This window comes from Streptomyces antimicrobicus, assembly GCF_020532625.1.
Lineage (GTDB): Bacteria > Actinomycetota > Actinomycetes > Streptomycetales > Streptomycetaceae > Streptomyces > Streptomyces antimicrobicus.
Window position 1 is genome coordinate 1 of sequence record NZ_JAJAUY010000106.1, and the last position, 20666, is coordinate 20666.

Consider the following 20666-nt stretch of genomic DNA (forward strand, 5'->3'; position numbering starts at 1 on the left):
GCCGGGTGGCGGCGTTCACGGCAGGGGTCAGGGCGTCCGCCGTACGCAGCCGGACCAGGACGGCCAGGGCCTGCCCGGATCGGGAACCGGAACCGGGACCGGAACCGGATCCCGCGCCGGCGGTGGACCCGGTGCCCGGGCCAGTGCCCGTCCCCGCGGCAGCACCCTCCCGCGCCGCCCCCGCGCCCCGGCCCGCGACCGTGCCCGGCGGTTCCTCGGCGGACGCCCGGACCGTCGGGGCCACGCAGACGGCCGCCGCCCCGGGGACCGACGGCGGGGCGTCGCCGCTCCACGGCGCCACGCACACCAGCGCGTGCGTCCCGTCCGCCCCGGCCCCCAGGGCCGCCCGCAGCGCGGCGACCGCCATGTCCCGCTGCCAGCCCCGGTCGGCCGTCAGCACGGCCCGGAACTCCCGCGAGAGGTCGGCACCCGCCTTGGCCTCCTCGGCCAGCAGCACCCCGATCCGCGCCGCGACCTCCATGGCCGCGTCCAACTGGGCGGCGTCCGGACCGGCACCGCCGTCCGGACCGGACTCGGAGTCCAGCAGCCAGACGTAGCCCTGGACGATGCCGCGGTAGCGCACCGGAAGGCAGATCCGCCCCCGGAAGACCCCCGCGTCGGGCGCGGCCGGGATCCGCACCGGCCCGGTGGCGCGGGCGATCCCGAAGCCCTCGAACCAGGACCGGACCGCGGGGGTGGACTGCCGCGTCAGGATCGAGCGGGTCCGGACCGGGTCCATGGCCAGGTCGTCCTCGCTGTCGTGCGCGCCGAAGGCGATGAGGCGGAAGTCCCGGTTCTCCAGCGTCGCGGGGGCGCCCAGCAGCGCCGAGATCTCGTCCACCAGGTCCTGGTAATCGCCCTTCACCCGGACATTCTCCCACCCCCGCCGCCACCCGTCAGACATCTGTATGAGATCGGGGACACGGATGCGTGACAGCTGTCGATGGCAGACGATCGTGGAGATCCTTAGGTTTCACGGTGGTTCTACTTGCGTTCCTTTTACGGCCACCGCCTTCACTGGCGAAGGTGTCCGGCCTTTCTGCCACCCGTTGGAGGTGCCCCGTGCTGGGTCCCGTGATCCTCGCCGCCTCGCGCAGCGAGAAGATGCGCCGAATCGTCTCTGCCGCCCCGGTGACCAAGCCCGTGGTGAACCGGTTCATCCCCGGTGAGACGGTCGACCAGGTCATCCCGATCGTCTCGGACCTCACCGCCAAGGGCCTGGAGGTCACCCTCGACGTGGTGGGCGAGGACATCACGACGGTGGAGCAGTCCTACGCCGCGCGGGACGCCTACCTGGAGCTGGTCGAGCGCCTGAAGGACCTGGGTCTGGGCGAGCGGGCCGAGATGTCCGTCAAGCTGTCGATGTTCGGCCAGGCGCTCCCCGGCGGGCACGAGCTGGCCCTCGCCAACGTCCGCCCGGTGGTCGAGGCCGCCGCCGCCATCGGCACCACCGTCACCCTGGACGCCGAGGACCACACCACCCTCGACTCGATGTTCGCCATCCACGAGGAGCTGCGGAAGGACTTCCCGCAGACCGGCTGCGTGATCCAGGCCTACCTCTTCCGCACCGAGGCCGACGCCCGCCGCCTGGCCGCCGCCGGCAGCCGCGTCCGCATCGTCAAGGGCGCCTACAAGGAGCCGGCCGAGGTCGCGTACCAGAACAAGGCCGAGATCGACAAGGCGTACGTCCGCATCCTCAAGATCCTGATGGACGGCGAGGGCTACCCGATGATCGGGTCCCACGACCCGCGCCTGATCGCCATCACGCAGGAGCTCGCCCGCAAGGCCGGGCGCAAACTGGACGAGTACGAGTTCCAGATGCTCTACGGCATCCGCAGCGAGGAGCACCTGCGGCTGGCCGCCGAAGGCCACCGGATGCGCGTCTACACCGCGTACGGGACGGACTGGTACGGCTACTTCATGCGCCGCCTCGCGGAGAAGCCGGCCAACCTCCTCTTCTTCGTCCGCTCGATGATCACCAAGAACTAGGTCAAGGAGTTATCAGACTCATGGACGCTGTGACCCAGGTCCCCGCTCCGGTCAACGAGCCGGTCCACACGTACGCCCCCGGCAGCCCGGAGCGCGCCCGGCTGGAGGCCCAGCTCAAGCTGCTGGCCGAGAACCCGATCGACCTGCCGATGACGATCAACGGCGAGAAGCGCATGGGTGGCGGCGAGCGCTTCGACGTCGTCCAGCCGCACGACCACAAGTCGGTCCTCGGCACCTACGCCAACGCCACCCAGGCCGACGCCCGCGACGCCATCGACGCCGCCCTGGCCGCCGCCCCGGCCTGGCGCGCGACGTCCTTCGACGACCGCGCCGCGATCATCCTGCGCGCCGCCGAGCTGCTCGCCGGCCCCTGGCGCGAGAAGCTGGCGGCCTCCACCATGCTGGGCCAGTCCAAGACCGCGCAGCAGGCCGAGATCGACACCCCTTGCGAGCTCGTCGACTTCTGGCGCTTCAACGTGCACTTCGCCCGGCAGATCCTCGCCGAGCAGCCGGTCGCCAACTCCGCCGGTGTGTGGAACCGCAGCGACCACCGCCCGCTGGAGGGCTTCGTCTACGCGATCACGCCGTTCAACTTCACGGCCATCGCGGGCAACCTGCCCACCGCCCCCGCCCTGATGGGCAACGTGGTGGTCTGGAAGCCGTCCCCGACCCAGACCCACTCCGCCGTGCTGCTCATGGAGCTGCTGGAGGAGGCCGGCCTGCCCAAGGGCGTCATCAACCTGGTCACCGGCGACGGCATCGCCGTCTCCGAGGTCGCCCTGGAGCACCCGGAGCTGGCGGGCATCCACTTCACCGGCTCGACCAAGACCTTCCAGTACCTGTGGAAGACGGTCGGCAACAACATCGAGAAGTACAAGTCCTACCCGCGCCTGGTCGGCGAGACCGGCGGCAAGGACTTCGTCGTCGCCCACCCGAGCGCCGACCGCGCGATCCTGAAGACCGCGCTGACCCGCGGCTCCTTCGAGTTCCAGGGCCAGAAGTGCTCGGCGTCCTCGCGCGCCTACATCCCGGCGTCCCTGTGGAACGACGGCTTCAAGGAGGAGTTCGCCGCCGAGGTCGAGGGCCTGAGCATGGGCCCGGTCACCGACCTGTCGAACTTCATCGGCGCCGTCATCGACGAGCGTTCCTTCGCCAAGAACAAGGCCGCGATCGACCGCGCCAAGGCCGACCCGACCTGCACCATCGTCGCCGGCGGCACCTACGACGACTCCGAGGGCTACTTCGTCCGCCCGACCGTCATCGAGTGCACCGACCCGGAGAACGAGGTCTTCACGACCGAGTACTTCGGCCCGATCCTCGCGGTCCACGTCTACGACGACGCCGACTACGACGCCATGCTGGAGCAGATGGAGTCCGTCTCGGCCTACGCCCTGACCGGCTCGGTCATCGCGGGCGACCGCTACGCCGTGGCCCACACGATGGACAAGCTCCGCTTCGCCGCGGGCAACTTCTACATCAACGACAAGTCGACCGGCGCCGTCGTCGGCCAGCAGCCCTTCGGCGGCGGCCGTGCCTCCGGCACCAACGACAAGGCCGGCGCCGCGTCCAACCTGCTGCGCTGGGTCTCGACCCGCTCCATCAAGGAGACCCTGGTCCCGCCGACCGACTACACCTACCCGCACATGGGCTGACCTCCGGCCCCCTGCGAACCCCGCCCCCGTTCCGGTACCCCCAAGCCCGGAGCGGGGGCGGTTTCCATAGGCTGCGCCCATGACCCGCCACGCCCCCCGGCCGCGCCCCTTGGTGGACCTCCAGGCCCTGCCCAGCTGGCTCCTCGGCCGGCTCGCCGCCCGCGGCCGGACCGAGGTGGGGCGGGCGCTGGCCGCCGAGGGGCTGCGGCCGGCGCACCACGCGGTGCTCGCCGCCGTCGCCGAGTACGGGCCGGTGGCCCAGGCCGACCTCGGGCGGCTGCTCGCCATCGACCCCAAGGACCTGGTGGGCATCCTCAACCACCTGGAGGGCGAGGGCCTGGTCCTGCGCGCGCCCGACCCGCGTGACCGGCGCAAGAACGCCGTCACCCTCACCCGGCCCGGAGCGAAGGTGCTGCGGCGCTGCGCGGCGCTCGCCGAGGAGGCCAACGCCGCACTCCTGGCCCCGCTCAGCCCCGCCGAGCAGCGCACGCTGACGCGGCTGCTGGCCCGCCTGCACGCCGCCGGGCCCGGCGCCGACGCCTAGACCTCGACCAGCACCTGGTCGAGGGACTTGCGGACCAGGTCCGGCACCTCGCAGTCGTCGGCCGGGTAGCCGACCGGGATCACCGCGAAGGCCTTCTCGTTCTCCGGGCGGTTCAGCACGTGCGAGAGGAAGCGCATCGGGCTCGGGGTGTGCACGAGCGCCGCGAGCCCGCTCAGGTGCAGGGCGGTCAGCAGCATCCCGACCGCGATCCCGACCGACTCGTCGACGTAGTAGTGCTTGCGCTTGCTGCCGTCCGGCCCCAGCCAGTACCGCTGCTGGAAGACCACGATCAGGTGCGGCGCGTCCGTCAGGTGCGTCTTGACCGCGTCCGTGCCCAGCGGGCGCAGCGCCGCCAGCCACTCGTCGCCGAGCCGGCCGTCGTAGGAGATCTCCTCCTCCTGCTCGGCCGCCGCCCGGATCTGCCGGCGCACCTCGGGGTCCTTGACCAGGACGAACGTCCACGGCTGCTGGTGGGCGCCGGAGGGCGCGGTCGCCGCGCACGCGACGGCGTCCTTGACGATCTGCTCGGGGACCGGGTCGGTGGAGAACTGGCGCACGGTGCGCCGCTCGTCCATCCGGACGCGCAACTCGGCGGCCCGGGCGAGGGATTCGCTGCTCGGCATGCGGTCCGGGCGGTACGCGACGGGCCGGTAGGGCTCGCCGTGCGTGGGGGTCCACTGATGGGTCGTAGGCGACATGGGGCGAGTGTGCGACGCAGCCGCCCCCGCTGCCAGGCCCCCACCGGCCTAATCCTGGCGGAGGCACACTGGTCGCATGACCGATACACGGACACGGCTGGCCCACACCGCCCAGCTGGGCGACGGCACGCTGAAGGAGATCCGCGCGCTGCTCGACGCCGCCTTCGACGGCGACTTCTCCGACGAGGACTTCGAGCACGGGCTCGGTGGGATGCACGCCCTGATCCACCGGGACGGCGAACTGGTGGCCCACGGGAGCGTGGTGCAGCGGCGGGCCGTGCACCAGGGGCGGGCCCTGCGCACCGGATACGTGGAGGCCGTCGCGGTCCGTGCGGACCGGCGCCGCCAGGGCCTGGGCGCGGCGGTGATGGCCGCCCTGGAGGAGGTGATCGGGCGGGCGTACGTCCTCGGCGCCCTGTCCGCGTCCGACGAGGGCGCCGCCCTCTACGCCGGCCGCGGCTGGCGGGTCTGGGAGGGAACGGTCGGCGCCCTCTCGCCCGACGGCCCGGTCCGGCTGCCCGAGGAGGAGGGCTCCATCTACCTGTGGACGCCGCCCGGGAGGTCCTGGCCGGAGCCCGCCGGACGGCTGCTGTTCGACTGGCGCGACGGCGACGTGCTCTAGGCCGTCTCTTTCGGATGATGCCGGGGGAGGGGGATCGTTCACCTGCCGAGCCGCACCAGCGTCTTGCCGGTGTTGGCGCCGTGCAGCATCCCGATGAACGCCTCCACGGTCCGCTCGAAGCCGTCGGTGACGGTGGCGTCCACGCCGACCGCGCCGCTGCGCAGGTGCGGGACGAGGAACTCCTCCAGCTCGTCCTGGAGATCGGTGTGGTTCCGGACCAACACGCCTTCCAGACGCAGGGACTTGTGCACGACCTCGAAGAGGTTGCGGGGCGCGGCCGGGGACCGGTCGCCGTTGTACATCGAGATCCCGCCGACCCAGGCGATCCGCCCGAACTCCCGCAGGTGCTCGATCGCGCCCTCCAGGTGGTCGCCGCCGACGTTGTCCACGTACACGTCGATGCCGTCCGGGGCGGCCGCCGCCAGCTGCTCGGCCACCGGCCCGTCGTGGTAGTCGAACGCCGCGTCCAGGCCCAGGTGTTCGGTGAGGTGGCGCACCTTGGCCGCCGAGCCGGCGCTGCCGACGATCCGCCGGGCGCCCAGCAGCCGGGCCAGGTGCGCGGTCGCGGTGCCGACCCCGCCCGCCGCCGCCGAGACGAACAGGTCCTCGCCCTCCCGCAGCCGGGCCGTGCGGGTCAGGGCCGCGTACGCCGTCAGGCCGGTGCCGCCCAGGATGCTCAGGTACGCCTCCAGGGGGACCCCCTTCCAGTCGCGCAGCTTGCGGGTCCCGGCGGTCCCGGCGGTGACCACGGCGTGGGTGCGCCAGCCCTCGCGGTGGAAGACGAGGTCGCCCTCGGCGAGTCCGGGGTCGCGGGAGGCGATCACCCGGCCCACGGAGCGGCCCTCCAGCGGGGCGTGCAGGGCGAAGCCGTCGGGGCCGCCGTCCATCATGCCGCGGTGGTACGGGTCCACGGACAGCAGCAGGTTCTCCACCACGGCCGTGCCGGGTGCGGGGGAGGGGACGGGCTGCTCGACGTAGCGGAAGTCGGCGGGGACGGGGAAGCCGGAGGGGCGGGAGACCAGGTGCACGGCGCGGGCGATGTCGTTCATGGACCCGACGCTAGGAAGGAATCCGCGGGCCGGGCAGGGGGTTGGCCTCATGGAAGCCGCACATCCATGAACACCGCTCATAGAACGAGGTGGGAGCCCCCGTGGCCGAGCTCGCCCCGCAGGAACTCCGGGTCCTGGTCGCAGTCGCCGACGCCGGTTCCTTCTCCGCCGCCGGCGCCGCGCTGGACCTGACGCAGTCCGCCGTCTCGCACTCGGTGCGCGGCAGCGAGGCCAAGGTCGGCGCGGTGCTCTTCGAGCGGGGCCGCACCGGGGCCCGGCCCACACCGGCCGGCGAGCGCGCCGTCGCCCACGCCCGGCGGATCCTGCGGCTGTACGAGGTGCTGGGCGCCGAGGCGCGCGGCGCCGGGCGCGGGGAGGTCGAGGGCCGGCTGCGCATCGCGGCCTTCCGCAGCGCCGCCCTGCACCTGCTGCCGCCGGCCCTGGAGCGGCTGACCGCCCGGCACCCGGGCCTGCGGCCCGAGGTGCGGGTGGTGCGCGAGCTGGGGGCAGGAACCGCCGGGGAGGTCGCCGCGGGGCGGGCGGACCTCGCCATCGCCACCCTGGGCGGCGCGGCCGACCTGCCGGCCGGGCTGCTGTCCGGGGCGCTCGTCGAGGAGCCGTACGCGCTGGTGCACCCGGCCGGGCACCCCGACCCGCGGGCGCTGCCGCTGCTGGACTGGGACGAGAACTGCGGCTCCTACACCCGCCAGTGGTGGGCCGCCCAGGACTGGATCCCCGGGGCCACGGTCAAGGCGGAGGACGACGGGATGGTGCTGACCATGGTGGAGCGGGGCCTCGGCATGGCGATCATGCCCGCGCTGTCCCTGGACGGAGCAACGGACGGCGTGCGGATCGCGGACCTCGGCCCCGGGCGCCCGACCCGCACCGTGGGCTGGGTCACCACCCGGGAGCAGGCGGGGACGCTGGCCGTCCAGGCGCTGATCAGGGAGCTGAGGGCGGGCCGGGAGCGGCAGCGCCCCGGGGCGGCGCGCTGACCGGGAGCACCCCCGCGGGTGATCGCCGTCTCAGATACTAGGAAGTCCGAGTAATTGCGCAGACATACAGCCCGTGCTGCCCTAGCTTGGTAGAAGCCGAACAGTCTCGCCGATCCGGCGAACGGCGGTCGAGAGCACGCGCCCCGCGCAGGCAACCCCTGCGGCGCCCGCTCCCCGCCCTCTACGGCGCCTTGAAGGAACCCCTCATCCGTGGCCCCGCCACGCCGTGATCTCAAGGAGTCGATCACCATGCACACGACCACCTCCGCCCCCGCCGCCCGTCGCGTCCGCCACTCCTCCTCCGCCGACGCCGACCGCCGCAACGCCGCCGCTGCCCTGCAGCGCGCCCTGGACCGCCGGGACAACGGCGGGGCCGCCGGCCACTGAACCGGCGGACGGGACGCTCCCGACACACCCCGTCCATATCGTGGACGGGGGCGTGTCAGGGGATGGGACAAGGAGTACGGTGCGGACATGGCGCACAGCATCAACCTCGCAGTGATCCCCGGCGACGGCATCGGCCAGGAAGTGGTGGCCCAGGGCCTGAAGGTCCTCACCGCCGTCCTGCCCCAGGACGTCAAGCTGGAGACCAAGCAGTACGACCTCGGCGCCCAGCGCTGGCACCGCACCGGGGAGACCCTCCCGGACGCGGAGCTGGAGGCGCTGCGGCACCACGACGCGATCCTGCTCGGCGCCATCGGCGACCCGTCGGTCCCCTCCGGCGTCCTGGAGCGCGGGCTGCTGCTGAAGCTGCGCTTCGCCTTCGACCACTTCGTCAACCTGCGGCCCTCGAAGCTGTTCCCGAACACCGCGACCCCGCTGGCCGGCCGGCCCGACATCGACTTCGTCGTCGTCCGCGAGGGCACCGAGGGCCCGTACACGGGCAACGGCGGCTCGCTGCGCACCGGCACCCCCGCCGAGGTCGCCACCGAGGTCAGCGTCAACACCGCGTACGGGGTCGAGCGCGTGGTCCGGGACGCCTACGAGCGGGCCAGCTCCCGCCCCCGCAAGAAGCTGACGCTGGTCCACAAGAACAACGTCCTCGTGTACGCGGGCCACATGTGGAAGAACATCTTCGACAAGGTCGGCCAGGAGTACCCCGAGGTCACCACCGACTACCTGCACGTCGACGCCGCGACCATCTTCTTCGTGACGCAGCCCGAGCGCTTCGACGTCATCGTCACGGACAACCTCTTCGGTGACATCCTCACCGACCTGGCCGCCGCGGTCACCGGCGGCATCGGCCTGGCCGCCTCCGGGAACATCAACCCGACCGGCGCCTTCCCGTCCATGTTCGAGCCCGTCCACGGCTCGGCCCCGGACATCGCGGGCACCGGCAAGGCCGACCCGACCGCGACGATCCTCTCGGTCGCCCTCCTGCTGCGCCACCTCGGCCACGAGGCCGAGGCCGTCCGGATCGAGGACGCGGTCTCCGCGGACCTGGCCGAGCGCGACGGTACGTTCCGTTCCACCGACCAGATCGGCGACGCCCTCGCCGCACGAGTAGCCGGCTGACCCGGCAGCTCCACCCCAGGAAGCCGCCGGGCCGAGCACCACGCCCCGGCGGCTTTCCCTGTGCGGCCCCGGGTGCCACCATCTCCCCTGGGCCGCTCCTCCCTGTTTCTCCGTGACCACCCCGCGCGCGATAATCGAACGCGAGGCCGCGGATTACGGGGAAGCTCGGACGTCCTGGTACGTCGTGAGAGCGGTCCGCCATACACAACCGGTGAAGGACAAGCACTCATGACGACGCCCACGATCGAGCTCAAGCCCTCCTCGAACCCGCTGTCCGCCGCGGAGCGCGAGGCGATCCTGGCCAACCCCGGATTCGGACGCCACTTCACCGACCACATGGTCACGATCAAGTGGACCGAGGGCCGTGGCTGGCACGACGCGGAGCTGGTCCCGTACGCGCCGCTGTCGATCGACCCCGCGAACATGACGCTGCACTACGCGCAGACGATCTTCGAGGGCCTCAAGGCCTACAAGCAGCCCGACGGCACCGTCGCCACCTTCCGCCCGCAGGCCAACGCCGAGCGCTTCCAGGCCTCCGCCCGGCGCATGGCCATGCCGGAGCTGCCCACCGAGCTGTTCATCGCCGCCTGCGACGCGCTGATCGAGCAGGACCGCGCGTGGGTGCCGGACTCCGGCGAGGCCTCGCTGTACCTGCGGCCGTTCATGTTCGCCTCCGAGGTCGGCCTCGGGGTCCGTCCGGCCAACGAGTTCCTGTTCATGGTGATCGCCTCCCCGGCCGGCGCCTACTTCCCCGGCGGCGTCAAGCCGGTCTCGGTCTGGCTCTCCGAGGAGTACGTCCGCGCCGTCAAGGGCGGCACGGGCGCCGCCAAGACCGGCGGCAACTACGCCGCCTCGCTGGTCGCGCAGGCGCAGGCCGCCGAGCACGGCTGCGACCAGGTGGTCTGGCTGGACGCCGTCGAGCACCGCTGGATCGAGGAGATGGGCGGCATGAACCTGTACTTCGTGTACGGGGACCGCATCGTCACGCCCGAGCTCACCGGCTCGCTGCTGCCCGGCATCACCCGTGACTCCCTCCTCACCATCGCCCGCGACCTCGGCTACACGGCCGAGGAGGGACGTATCTCCACCGAGGACTGGCAGCGCGACAACGAGAACGGCACCCTCACCGAGGTGTTCGCGTGCGGCACCGCCGCCGTCATCACCCCGGTCGGCTCGGTCAAGTCCGAGCGCGCCAACTGGATCCAGGGCGACGGGCAGCCCGGCGAGGTCACCATGAAGTTGCGCAAGGCGCTGCTGGACCTCCAGACCGGCCGGGCCGCCGACACCCACGGCTGGATGCACCCGCTCGGCTGACCCCTCCCGGGCGCACCCGCCCGCGCGCGGCGACGACGAGGCCCGCCCCCTTCCGGACAAGAAGGGGGCGGGCCTCGTCGTCGGGCGAGGAGCTCAGGCGGAAGCGGGCTCCGGCTCCAGCTCCGGCTCCGCACCGGCCGCCGCCACCCGCGGCGTGCCGCGGCCCAGGGTCAGCGCGGTGTACACCAGGCCGCCGGTGAGCCCGGAGAGGACGAAGGAGCAGTCCACGCCGCCGGTCAGGGCCAGCAGCGGGCCCTCGTACAGCGGCGTGCCGACGGCGAGCAGGCCGACGCCCGCGCCGATCGCCCAGGAGGCGGTGGCGCGGACGTTCCAGCCGGCCCGGTACCAGTAGGCCCCGCCGACCGAGCGGCGGTTGAAGACCTGGAGCGCGTCGGCGTCGTACACGCCGCGGCAGCGGACGTACCCGACGAGGGTGACCACGGCCCACGGCGTGCCGATCGCGGTCAGCAGCAGGACGAACGAGGTCATCGCGGACTGCACGTCCCACTCGAAGGATCCGACGAAGACGAACCCGGTGGCGACCGCGGCGGCGACCAGCGTGGCCGTGGTCCGGGTGGCCCGCGGCACGATGGCGTCCAGGTCCAGGCCCATGGAGTAGAGCATCAGCCCGGCGTTGCCGACCGAGCCGGCGCCGGCCGCGACCAGCAGCGGAACCAGGTACCAACCGGGCGAGGCGGCCACCAGCGGCCCCGCGTAGTCCTCGCCGGCCCGCGCGGCGAGCGCGGTGACGGTGCCGAAGAGCTGCGGCAGGAGCAGGCCCGCGAGCAGGCCGAGACAGGTGGCCCACAGGACCGAGCGGGAGCTGTGGCGGCGCGGGGAGATGTAGCGGGTGTAGTCGCCCAGCAGGGTGATGAAGGCCACGGGCCCGCTCAGCCCGGCGGCGACGGCGGCGAGCAGCCAGGTCGGCCAGAAGGAGCCGAGCAGGTACGGGGTGTCCGGCGGGGCGGCGGTGGTGAAGTCCCCGGCGTACGCGAACAGGCCCACGGCCAGCAGGGCCACCATGGCGACGGACAGCAGCTTGCTCATGCGCAGCAGCAGCCGGTAGCCGAACACCGCGGCGACCACGGTGAGGACGGCCAGCGCCCCGTACATGGCGCCCCGCGAGGCACCGGTGTCGGGCAGCCCGGTGAGCCGGGACAGCACGCCGACCATCACGTCGCCGCCGATCCACAGCGTGAGCGCGGTGTAGCCGAGCGCGAGCAGCAGGCCGACCACCGATCCGACGAGCCGGCCGCGCACGCCGAACTGGGCGCCGCTGGAGGTGGAGAGGTTGGTGGCGGTGCGCAGCGACACGAGGGCGAGCGGCGCGGTGAACGCGATGCCGATCAGCGTGCCCGCCACGATGGCGGTGACGGACGGCCACAGCCCGAGCCCGAAGGACGGGGGCAGCCAGCCGAAGACGATGACGCCGAGGCAGAGGTTCGAGCCGAGCAGGATCGACACGAGGTCGCGGGGACCGCTGGTGCGCTCCTCGTCGGGGATCGTGTCGACTCCGCGCTGTTCTATCGGCATGGGGACTCCCGAGGCAGGGGACGGGGGCAGCGGGACGGCGCTCTTTGAGTGACACTCAATGTGAACCAGGCGCAGGTTCTCGGTCAATGGTTTCCAGCCACGAAGTGAAGAGTTAGAGTGATGCTCTAAACCCGTGAGCTTGGAGGTGGACGTCGTGCGCCTGACCCCTACGGAGCGCGACCGGCTGCTGCTCTTCGGAGCGGCGGAACTGGCCCGCGCCCGCCGCGCCCGCGGCCTGAGGCTGAACGTCCCGGAGGCCACCGCGCTGATCGCGGACACGGTCTGCGAGGCCGCCCGGGACGGCAAGCGGCTCGCCGAGGCCATCGAGGCGGCCCGCGCCGTGCTGGGGCCGGACGACGTCCTGCCCGGTGTCGCCGACGTGGTGACCGAGGTGCACGTCGAGGCGGTCTTCGACGACGGCTCCCGCCTCGCCGTGGTCTCCTCGCCCATCCAGGGCGCGGCGGGCCTCGGCGACGACGCGCCCGGCGCGGTCGTGCCCGGGCCCGAGACCCCCGCGCCCGAGCCGGAGCTGCGCCTGACCGTGCGCAACACCGCGACCGTCCCGGTCAGCGTGACCTCGCACTTCCACTTCTTCGAGGCCAACCCGCGCCTCGACTTCGACCGGGCGGCGGCCTACGGCATGCGGCTGTGCGTGCCCGCCGGCTCCTCCGTCCGGTTCGACCCGGGCGGCGAGGCCGAGGTGGGACTCGTGCCGATCGGCGGCGACCGGATCGCCATCGGTTTCGCCGGTCTGGTCGACGGCCCGCTGGACGCGCCCGGCGCCAAGGAAGAAGCCCTGCGCCGCGCCGGCGCCTGCGGCTACCTGGGAGTGGAGGAAGGTACGCGATGAGCAGGCCCACCAAGCACAGCGACCACTGCGCCCCCGGCAGCCGCCACATCGACCCCCACGAGTACGCCTCCGTCTTCGGCCCGCGGGCCGGCGACCGGGTGCGCCTGGGCGACTCCGGGCTCACCGTCCGGGTGGAGTCCGACGCGCAGAAGCCGGGCGAGGAGTTCCTGGCCGGGTTCGGCAAGACCGCCCGGGACGGGCTGCACCTGAAGGCCGCCGCGGTCCGCGAGACCTGCGACGTCGTCATCAGCAACGTGCTGGTCATCGACGCCGTGCTCGGCATCCGCAAGGTGTCGATCGGCATCCGCGAGGGCCGGATCCACGCCATCGGGCGGGCCGGCAACCCCGACACCCTCGACGGGGTGGACGTCGTGGTCGGCACCGGCACCTCGATCGTTCCCGGTGAGGGCCTGATCGCCACCGCCGGCGCCGTCGACACCCATGTCCACCTGCTCTCGCCGCGGATCATGGAGGCCTCGCTCGCCGCGGGCGTCACCACGGTCATCGGCCAGGAGTTCGGCCCGGTCTGGGGCGTCGGCGTCAACTCGCCCTGGGCCCTGGGGCACGCCTTCAACGCGTTCGACGCCTGGCCGGTCAACATCGGCTTCCTGGCCCGCGGCTCCTCCTCCGACGCCGCCCCGCTGGTGGAGGCCCTCGCCGAGGGCGGCGCCAGCGGCTTCAAGGTCCACGAGGACATGGGCGCCCACACCCGGGCCCTGGACACCGCCCTGCGCGTGGCCGAGGAGCACGACGTCCAGGTCGCCCTGCACAGCGACGGCCTCAACGAGTGCCTGTCCGTCGAGGACACCCTCCGCGTCCTCGAAGGCCGCACCATCCACGCCTTCCACATCGAGGGCTGCGGCGGCGGACACGTCCCGAACGTGCTGAAGATGGCGGGCGTGCCGAACGTCATCGGCTCCTCCACCAACCCCACCCTGCCCTTCGGCCGGGACGCGGTCGCCGAGCACTACGGCATGATCGTCTCCGTCCACGACCTCAAGCCGGACCTGCCCGGCGACGCGGCCATGGCCCGCGACCGCATCCGCGCCGGGACCATGGGGGCCGAGGACGTCCTGCACGACCTGGGCGCGATCGGCATCACCTCCTCCGACGCCCAGGGCATGGGCCGCGCCGGCGAGACCGTCCGCCGTACGTTCGCCATGGCGGCCAAGATGAAGGCCGAGCTCGGCCCGCTGGAGGGCGACGGCGAGGGCGACGACAACGCCCGCGTGCTGCGCTACATCGCCAAGCTGACGATCAACCCCGCCATCGCCCACGGCCTGGCCCACGAGATCGGCTCCATCGAGGTCGGCAAGCTCGCCGACATCGTGCTGTGGCGCCCGCAGTTCTTCGGCGCCAAGCCCCAGCTCGTGCTGAAGTCCGGCTTCCCGGCGTACGGCGTCACCGGCGACCCCAACGCCGCCACCGACACCTGCGAACCGCTCGTGCTCGGCCCCCAGTTCGGCTCCTACGGCGCCACGGCCGCGGACATCTCCGTCGCCTTCGTCTCGGCCGCCGCCGCGGCCCTCGGCACCGACGCCGTGCCCACCCGCCGGCGCCGGGTCGCCGTCCGCGGCACCCGGGGCATCGGGCCCAAGGACATGCTCCTCAACTCCCGGGTGGGCGCGGTCGACGTCGACGCGCGCAGCGGGCTGGTCACCCTCGACGGGGACCCGCTGCGCTCCGAAGCCGCCGACTCCGTCGCCCTCAACCGCCTGTACTTCCTGTAGAGACCAAGGACCACCTGCCATGAACAAGCCCGTCGACGCCGGATTCCGCATGCCCCCGGAGTGGGCGCCCCACGAGCGCACCTGGATGGCCTGGCCGAGCCCCAACCCGACCTTCACCGACGACGAGGAGCTCGCCGAGGCCCGCCGGGCGTGGGGCGCGGTCGCCCGCGCCGTCAGCGCGTACGAGCCGGTCACCCTGGTGGTGCCGCCCGGTGACGCCGACGGCGCCCGCGCCGTGGTCGGCGCCGGCGACCGGCACCCGATCGAGCTGGTCGAGCGGGAGCTGGACGACGCCTGGATGCGCGACATCGGCCCGACGTTCGTGACCAACGCCCGCGGCGAGCTCGCCGCCGTCGACTGGACCTTCAACGGCTGGGGCGCGCAGGACTGGGCGCGCTGGGAGCACGACTCCAAGGTCGCCCGGCACGTCTCGGACCTGGTGGGCACCCGTACGTACTCCACCTCGCTGGTCAACGAGGGCGGCGCCATCCACGTGGACGGCGAGGGCACCGTGCTGCTCACCGACACCGTGCAGCTCGGCGAGGGCCGCAACCCCGGCTGGACCCGCCAGCAGGTCGAGGCCGAGATCCACGCCCACCTCGGCACCACCAAGGCGATCTGGCTGCCGTACGGCCTGGCCGGCGACTACGGCACCTACGGCACCCAGGGCCACGTGGACATCGTGGCCGCCTTTGCCCGCCCCGGCGTGGTGATGGTGCACACCCAGCCCGATCCGGCCCACCCGGACCACGAGCGCTGCAAGACCATCGCCGCCATCCTGCGCGCGGCCACCGACGCCCGGGGCCGCCGGCTGGAGGTGGTGGAGATCCCGGCGCCGACGGTGCTGGAGGAGGACGGCGAGTGGGTCGACTACTCCTACATCAACCACTACCTGTGCAACGACGGCGTCGTGCTGTGCTCCTTCGACGACCCGCGCGACGAGGAGGCGGCCGAGATCTTCCGCGGTCTCTTCCCCGACCGCACCGTGACCCTGGTCGACGCACGTACGATTTTCGCCGGGGGTGGCGGCATCCACTGCATCACCCAGCAGCAGCCGAAGGTCTGACGGACCCGGCCGGATCGTGAGGAGTGGCCCATGGTGGCGGGTGGAGTGCGCGCGCGGAAGAATGCGCCGCCGCGCGAGGACGTACTCGCCGCCGCCATGGCCACGATCGCCGAGCGCGGTCTGGACGGCCTGACCATGGCCGGTCTCGGCCGCCAGGTCGGCATGAGCAGCGGCCACCTCCTCTACTACTTCCGCAGCAAGGACGAGCTCCTGCTGCAGACCCTGGAGTGGAGCGAGGCCGCGCTCGGCGACGAGCGCAGGGCCCTGCTCGCCCGCCGCGGCCCGGTCCGCGAGCGGCTGCGGGCCTACGTCGACCTGTACGTGCCCGAGGTCGCCCGGGACCCGCACTGGACGCTGTGGCTGGAGGTCTGGAACCGGTCGCAGAACGCCGGGCCCGAGGAGCGGGACCGCCAGGCCGCCATCGAGGGCGCCTGGCACCGCGACCTCGTCGCACTGCTCGCCGAAGGCGTCTCGCGGGGGGAGTTCCGGCCGGTGGACGCCGACCGGTTCGCCGCGCGCACCCGGGCGCTGCTCGACGGCTTCAGCATCCAGCTGGCCGTGGGACTGCCCGGGATCGAGCGGGCGGACATCCTGGCGCACGCGATGGAGTTCCTGGACGAGGCGCTCGCATCGTGAGACAGGTCCCACGCGGCTTGGCAAGGTGTGACACACTGCGACCGTGCTTGCTCAGACCATGATTATGGCCAGCAGCGCGCCGGTCCGCAGTGGCCGCTGACACCGTGGAAGAACTTCGCGGCGGCGGCCACCGTGCCCCAGACCCGCGCGCAGACCTCTCGCACCCGCGAGGGGTCTTTTCGTTTCCCGGCCACGACCTGCCGGGCGGCGGCGGCGCGCGATGATGGGGGCAGGTGGATCCCGGGCACCCGGAGCCACTCATCCGACAGGAGTTCAGATCATCATGACGCCAGCAGCGCCGACACAGGCCCCTTCGCCGGCCGCCGGACTCGACGACGGCTTCCACGTGTTCGACACGACGCTGCGCGACGGGGCCCAGCGTGAGGGCATCAACCTCACGGTCGCGGACAAGCTGACCATCGCGCGCCACCTGGACGACTTCGGTGTGGGCTTCATCGAGGGCGGCTGGCCGGGGGCGAACCCCCGCGACACCGAGTTCTTCGCCCGGGCCCGCAAGGAGATCCACTTCAAGCACGCCCAGCTGGTCGCCTTCGGCGCGACCCGCCGGGCCGGCGGCAAGGCCGCCGAGGACCCGCAGGTGCGGGCCCTGCTGGAGTCGGGCGCCCCCGTGATCACCCTGGTGGCCAAGTCCCACGACCGGCACGTCGAGCTGGCGCTGCGCACCACCTTGGACGAGAACCTGGAGATGGTCCGCGACACCGTCTCCTACCTGCGCGCACAGGGCCGGCGGGTGTTCGTGGACTGCGAGCACTTCTTCGACGGCTACCGGGCCGACGCCGACTACGCCAAGGCCGTCGTGCGCACCGCCCACGAGGCCGGCGCCGACGTGGTGATCCTCTGCGACACCAACGGCGGCATGCTGCCCGCCCAGATCGCGGCCGTCGTCGCCACCGTCCTCGCCGACACCGGGGCGCGCCTGGGCATCCACGCCCAGGACGACACCGGCTGCGCGGTGGCCAACACCCTGGCCGCCGTGGACGCCGGCGCCACCCACGTGCAGTGCACCGCCAACGGCTACGGCGAGCGGGTGGGCAACGCCAACCTCTTCCCCGTGGTCGCCGCCCTGGAGATCAAGTACGGCCGCAAGGTGCTCCCCGAGGGGGCGCTGGCGGAGATGACCCGGATCTCCCACGCCATCGCCGAGGTCGTCAACCTCACCCCCTCCACCCACCAGCCCTACGTCGGCGTCTCCGCCTTCGCGCACAAGGCGGGCCTGCACGCCTCGGCGATCAAGGTCGATCCGGACCTCTACCAGCACATCGATCCCGAGCGGGTCGGCAACACCATGCGGATGCTGGTCTCGGACATGGCCGGGCGCGCCTCGATCGAGCTCAAGGGCAAGGAGCTCGGCGTCGACCTCGGCGGCGACCGGGCGCTGGTGGCCCGGGTGGTCGAGCGGGTCAAGGAGCGCGAGCTGGCCGGTTACACGTACGAGGCCGCGGACGCCTCGTTCGAGCTGCTGCTGCGCGCCGAGGTGGAGGGGCGGGCCCGCCGCTACTTCCGTACCGAGTCCTGGCGGGCCATCGCCGAGGACCGGCCCGACGGCACCCACGCCAACGAGGCCACCGTCAAGCTGTGGGCCAAGGGCGAGCGGATCGTGGCCACGGCCGAGGGCAACGGCCCGGTCAACGCGTTGGACCGGGCGCTGCGGGTGGCGCTGGAGCGGTTCTACCCGCAGCTGGCCAAGTTCGAGCTGGTCGACTACAAGGTCCGCATCCTGGAGGGCAAGCACGGCACCGAGTCCACGACCCGCGTACTGATCAGCACCACCGACGGCGAGCGCGAGTGGAACACGGTCGGGGTCGCCCCGAACGTGATCGCCGCGTCCTGGCAGGCCCTCGTCGACGCCTACACGTACGGGCTGCTGCACGCGGGCGTGACCCCGGCGGAGTAACGCGATCGGCCGATCGTGTCCCTTATGTCCTCTTCACACAGCTAAGGGCTGGTTCCGGTAGCGTCGTAGACATGAGGACCAGGCTGATATCCGTACTGTCCGGTCTGCTGCTGGCGCTGTCGGCGGCCACGCTCGCGGCCGCCCCGCAGGCGTCCGCCGCCACCGGCCCGGCCGCCGTCGCGGAGGCGCTCAAGCAGGGGCCCGTCCACGTCGACCCGCGCGCCGCGGCGCAGCTGTCCCAGGAGCAGGCGGACGCGCTGGCGAAGAAGATCGAGGACGCCGGGAAACCGGTGTTCGTGGCGGTGCTGCCCAACAGCCCGGAGTTCCCGCCCGACAGCGTGCTGCGCACCATCCGGACCGAGACCGGCATCACCGGCCTCTACGCCATCCGGCTCGGCGACGGCTTCGACGCGGGGGCCGACCGGAGCGTCATGCCGCGCAACGCCGTCCGCAACCTCACCGACGCGGTGGAGGCAGGCGGTCCCGTCGACGCGGCGACCCAGCTGAACAACTTCGTCGACCAGGCGCTCGCACAGGTCAAGGGCGGCGCCCCGGCGTCCTGGGGCGGTTCCGCCGCGGACAGCGGGGTCCCGGTCGGCGGTTTGGTGACGCTCGGCGCCCTGGCCGTGATCGGCGGCGGCGGGGCGTACGCGCTGGTCCGCGGCAACCGCAGGAAGAAGGAGGCCGCCGAGCAGGAGGCCGTCGAGAAGCTGCGCGTGGTCGTGGACGAGGACATCACCGCCTTCGGCGAGGAGCTCGAACGGCTGGACTTCCACCCCGGTGAGCCCGGCGCCGACGACGCCATGCGCGCGGACTACGCGCGAGCCCTGGACTCGTACGACCAGGCCAAGCAGATCATGGGTACCGTCCGGCACCCGGAGGAGGTCAGGGCGGTCACGCAGGCCCTGGAGGACGGCCGCTTCGCGCTCGCGGTCCTGGCGGCGCGGCGGGAGGGCAGGCCGCTGCCCGAACGCCGGGCGCCCTGCTTCTTCGACCCCCGGCACGGCCCGAGCACCGAGGACGCCACCTGGGCGCCGGCCGGCGGGGCCGCGCGCACGGTGCCGGTCTGCGCCGCGGACGCCGTACGCCTGCGCGAGGGCCACGACCCGCTGGTCCGCACGGTCGACACCGACCGCGGACCGCGCCCGTACTACGACGCGGGCCCGGCGTACGGCCCCTGGGCCGGCGGCTACTTCGGCGGCGGCATCCTGCCCGGCCTGCTGGTGGGCACCCTGCTCGGCTCGATGATGTCGAGCCCGGCGTACGCCTCCGACTGGAGCGGCGCCGGCGGCGGCTTCGAGGGCGGCGACTTCTCGGGGGCGGACTTCGACGCCTCCGACTTCGGCGGGGGCGGCTTCGGCGGAGGCGGCGGCTTCGACGGCGGGGGCGGGTTCGACGGCGGGGGCGGCTTCTGACCGCCCCCGGGCCGGCTGGTCGGCCGTGCGTCAGCCCTGCTTGACGGCGGAGATGTCGAAGGTCAGCTTCACCTTGTCGCTGACCATGACCCCGCCGGCCTCCAGCGCGGCGTTCCACGTCAGGCCCCAGTCGCTGCGCAGGATCTCGGCGCCGCCCTCGAAGCCCACGCGCTCGTTGCCGTAGACGTCGGTGGCCGAGCCGGTGAACTCCAGGTCGATGGCGAGCGGGCGGGTGACGTCCTTGATGGTGAGGTCGCCGGTGACCCGGTAGCGGTCGCCGCCGAGCGCCTCGGCCGTGGTCGACCGGAAGGTCATCAGCGGGAACAGCTCGGCGTCGAAGAAGTCGCTGCTCAGCAGGTGGGCGTCACGGTCGGCGATGCCGGTGCTGACGGAGCCGATCTCCACGTCGATGCTGGCGGTGGACCGCGCCGGGTCGCCGCCGTCGAGGTGCAGCCGGCCCTCGTGGCGGCCGAAGCTGCCGCGGACGTTGGTCACCATGGCGTGGCGGACGGTGAAGCCGATGCTGCTGTGGCTGGGGTCGATCACGTACTCACCGGTGAGGGCGGCGAGGGCCGGGTCCACCGCCACGGGGGCGGGGGCCGTGGCGACGGCGGTGCTGGACGGGGTGCGGCGGGTGAAGAGACCCATGACGAGCTCCTGGGGGAGAGGATTGGTTGAACCTTCAACGACTTCGACAGTACGCCGCAATGGTTCAAATTTCAACATCCTGGCTCGGTGTCGGGCTGTTCTGTAGGGACCCCACAAAGGACCGTGGTCCGTACTGGTGATGTCCATGCGTCCCTCTGGCCTACTGTCCGGGCCGGACAGCGGATCGGGTTCGAGACTGTGCGGTATCAACGGAGGGTTTTTCTTGGTCCGCTTCGTAAGGTCGGTACATGACCGTTGTGGACCAGACTCCGAGCGAGCCGACGGACGCCCGCGGGCGCGTGGCCGAGCTGCACTCTCTTCGCGAGCAGGCGCGGCGCGGGCCGAGTGACCGGGCGACCGAGGCGCAGCACGCCAAGGGCAAGCTCACCGCGCGGGAGCGGATCGCGCTCCTGCTGGACGAGGGTTCCTTCCGGGAGGTCGAGCAGCTGCGCCGGCACCGGGCCTCGGGCTTCGGGCTGGAGGCGAAGAAGCCCT

At 72.7% G+C, this 20666-nt stretch carries 20 protein-coding genes; 15 read left to right on the forward strand and 5 right to left on the reverse strand.

The window, feature by feature from the left end; genetic code table 11:
* Positions 1–865, reverse strand: an 865-nt coding sequence (locus LG632_RS22285) for a PucR family transcriptional regulator (protein ID WP_226729196.1), incomplete at its 3' end; no start/stop codon positions are given.
* A 197-nt stretch (positions 866–1062) separates the two neighbouring features.
* Here LG632_RS22285 and LG632_RS22290 point away from each other — a divergent pair.
* From LG632_RS22290 to LG632_RS22300, 3 genes are all read left to right on the forward strand, one after another.
* The gene (locus LG632_RS22290; protein WP_226729197.1) at positions 1063–1989 is read left to right on the forward strand and encodes a proline dehydrogenase family protein; all 927 of its coding nucleotides are present in this window, start codon (positions 1063–1065) and stop codon (positions 1987–1989) included.
* Between the two features lie 20 nt (positions 1990–2009).
* Entirely contained in the window at positions 2010–3641 is a 1632-nt protein-coding gene (gene pruA, locus LG632_RS22295) for an L-glutamate gamma-semialdehyde dehydrogenase (protein WP_226729198.1), read from the forward strand.
* Between the two features lie 79 nt (positions 3642–3720).
* A complete protein-coding gene (locus LG632_RS22300; RefSeq protein ID WP_226729199.1) occupies positions 3721–4185 on the forward strand; it encodes a MarR family winged helix-turn-helix transcriptional regulator in 465 nt (154 codons plus the stop codon).
* Here the strand turns inward: LG632_RS22300 and LG632_RS22305 are convergent.
* Positions 4182–4883 carry a nitroreductase family protein gene (locus LG632_RS22305; protein ID WP_226729200.1) on the reverse strand — a complete coding sequence of 234 codons (702 nt, stop codon included), beginning with the start codon at positions 4881–4883 and terminating at the stop codon, positions 4182–4184. The two genes, LG632_RS22300 and LG632_RS22305, sit on opposite strands and share 4 nt — an antisense overlap.
* A 76-nt stretch (positions 4884–4959) precedes the next feature.
* On the opposite strand from LG632_RS22305, the gene LG632_RS22310 reads away from it, so the two are divergent.
* Complete coding sequence (locus LG632_RS22310) at positions 4960–5505, forward strand: GNAT family N-acetyltransferase (protein WP_226729201.1); 546 nt, start codon at positions 4960–4962, stop codon at positions 5503–5505.
* Positions 5506–5543: 38 nt separating this feature from the next.
* On the opposite strand, the gene LG632_RS22315 is transcribed toward LG632_RS22310, so the two are convergent.
* Complete coding sequence (locus LG632_RS22315) at positions 5544–6554, reverse strand: NADP-dependent oxidoreductase (protein ID WP_226729202.1); 1011 nt, start codon at positions 6552–6554, stop codon at positions 5544–5546.
* A 101-nt stretch (positions 6555–6655) separates the two neighbouring features.
* On the opposite strand from LG632_RS22315, the gene LG632_RS22320 reads away from it, so the two are divergent.
* From LG632_RS22320 to LG632_RS22335, 4 genes are all read left to right on the forward strand, one after another.
* Entirely contained in the window at positions 6656–7549 is an 894-nt protein-coding gene (locus tag LG632_RS22320; RefSeq protein ID WP_226729203.1) for a LysR family transcriptional regulator, read from the forward strand.
* Positions 7550–7798: 249 nt separating this feature from the next.
* Positions 7799–7936, forward strand: a complete 138-nt coding sequence (locus LG632_RS22325) for a hypothetical protein (protein WP_226729204.1) — start codon at positions 7799–7801, stop codon at positions 7934–7936.
* 87 nt (positions 7937–8023) lie between these two features.
* Positions 8024–9064: a 3-isopropylmalate dehydrogenase gene (locus tag LG632_RS22330; protein WP_226729205.1), complete on the forward strand. Its 1041-nt coding sequence runs from the start codon at positions 8024–8026 to the stop codon at positions 9062–9064.
* A 228-nt stretch (positions 9065–9292) separates the two neighbouring features.
* Complete coding sequence (locus LG632_RS22335; RefSeq protein ID WP_226729206.1) at positions 9293–10378, forward strand: branched-chain amino acid aminotransferase; 1086 nt, start codon at positions 9293–9295, stop codon at positions 10376–10378.
* 93 nt (positions 10379–10471) lie between these two features.
* On the opposite strand, the gene LG632_RS22340 is transcribed toward LG632_RS22335, so the two are convergent.
* Complete coding sequence (locus LG632_RS22340; protein ID WP_226729207.1) at positions 10472–11911, reverse strand: cytosine permease; 1440 nt, start codon at positions 11909–11911, stop codon at positions 10472–10474.
* A gap of 154 nt (positions 11912–12065) precedes the next feature.
* Between LG632_RS22340 and ureA the strand changes: the two genes are divergently transcribed.
* The 6 genes from ureA (at position 12066) to LG632_RS22370 (ending at position 19523) form a co-directional block, all read left to right on the forward strand.
* A complete protein-coding gene (gene ureA, locus LG632_RS22345) occupies positions 12066–12761 on the forward strand; it encodes an urease subunit gamma (RefSeq protein WP_226729214.1) in 696 nt (231 codons plus the stop codon).
* The gene (locus LG632_RS22350) at positions 12758–14491 is read left to right on the forward strand and encodes an urease subunit alpha (RefSeq protein WP_226729208.1); all 1734 of its coding nucleotides are present in this window, start codon (positions 12758–12760) and stop codon (positions 14489–14491) included. Before ureA ends, LG632_RS22350 begins: the two co-directional genes overlap by 4 nt.
* Before the next feature lie 19 nt (positions 14492–14510).
* Positions 14511–15557 (forward strand): agmatine deiminase family protein, encoded by a 1047-nt coding sequence (locus LG632_RS22355; protein ID WP_226729209.1) that lies wholly within the window; start codon positions 14511–14513, stop codon positions 15555–15557.
* A 30-nt stretch (positions 15558–15587) separates the two neighbouring features.
* Positions 15588–16193 (forward strand): TetR/AcrR family transcriptional regulator, encoded by a 606-nt coding sequence (locus LG632_RS22360; protein ID WP_226729210.1) that lies wholly within the window; start codon positions 15588–15590, stop codon positions 16191–16193.
* A gap of 283 nt (positions 16194–16476) precedes the next feature.
* Positions 16477–18108 (forward strand): citramalate synthase, encoded by a 1632-nt coding sequence (cimA, locus tag LG632_RS22365; protein WP_226729211.1) that lies wholly within the window; start codon positions 16477–16479, stop codon positions 18106–18108.
* A gap of 71 nt (positions 18109–18179) precedes the next feature.
* Positions 18180–19523 carry a hypothetical protein gene (locus tag LG632_RS22370; protein ID WP_226729212.1) on the forward strand — a complete coding sequence of 448 codons (1344 nt, stop codon included), beginning with the start codon at positions 18180–18182 and terminating at the stop codon, positions 19521–19523.
* A 30-nt stretch (positions 19524–19553) separates the two neighbouring features.
* Here LG632_RS22370 and LG632_RS22375 read toward each other — a convergent pair whose 3' ends face one another.
* Entirely contained in the window at positions 19554–20171 is a 618-nt protein-coding gene (locus LG632_RS22375) for a YceI family protein (protein WP_226729213.1), read from the reverse strand.
* Between the two features lie 248 nt (positions 20172–20419).
* Here LG632_RS22375 and LG632_RS22380 point away from each other — a divergent pair.
* Positions 20420–20666: carboxyl transferase domain-containing protein (locus tag LG632_RS22380; RefSeq protein ID WP_308108923.1), on the forward strand; the 247-nt coding region annotated here is incomplete at its 3' end.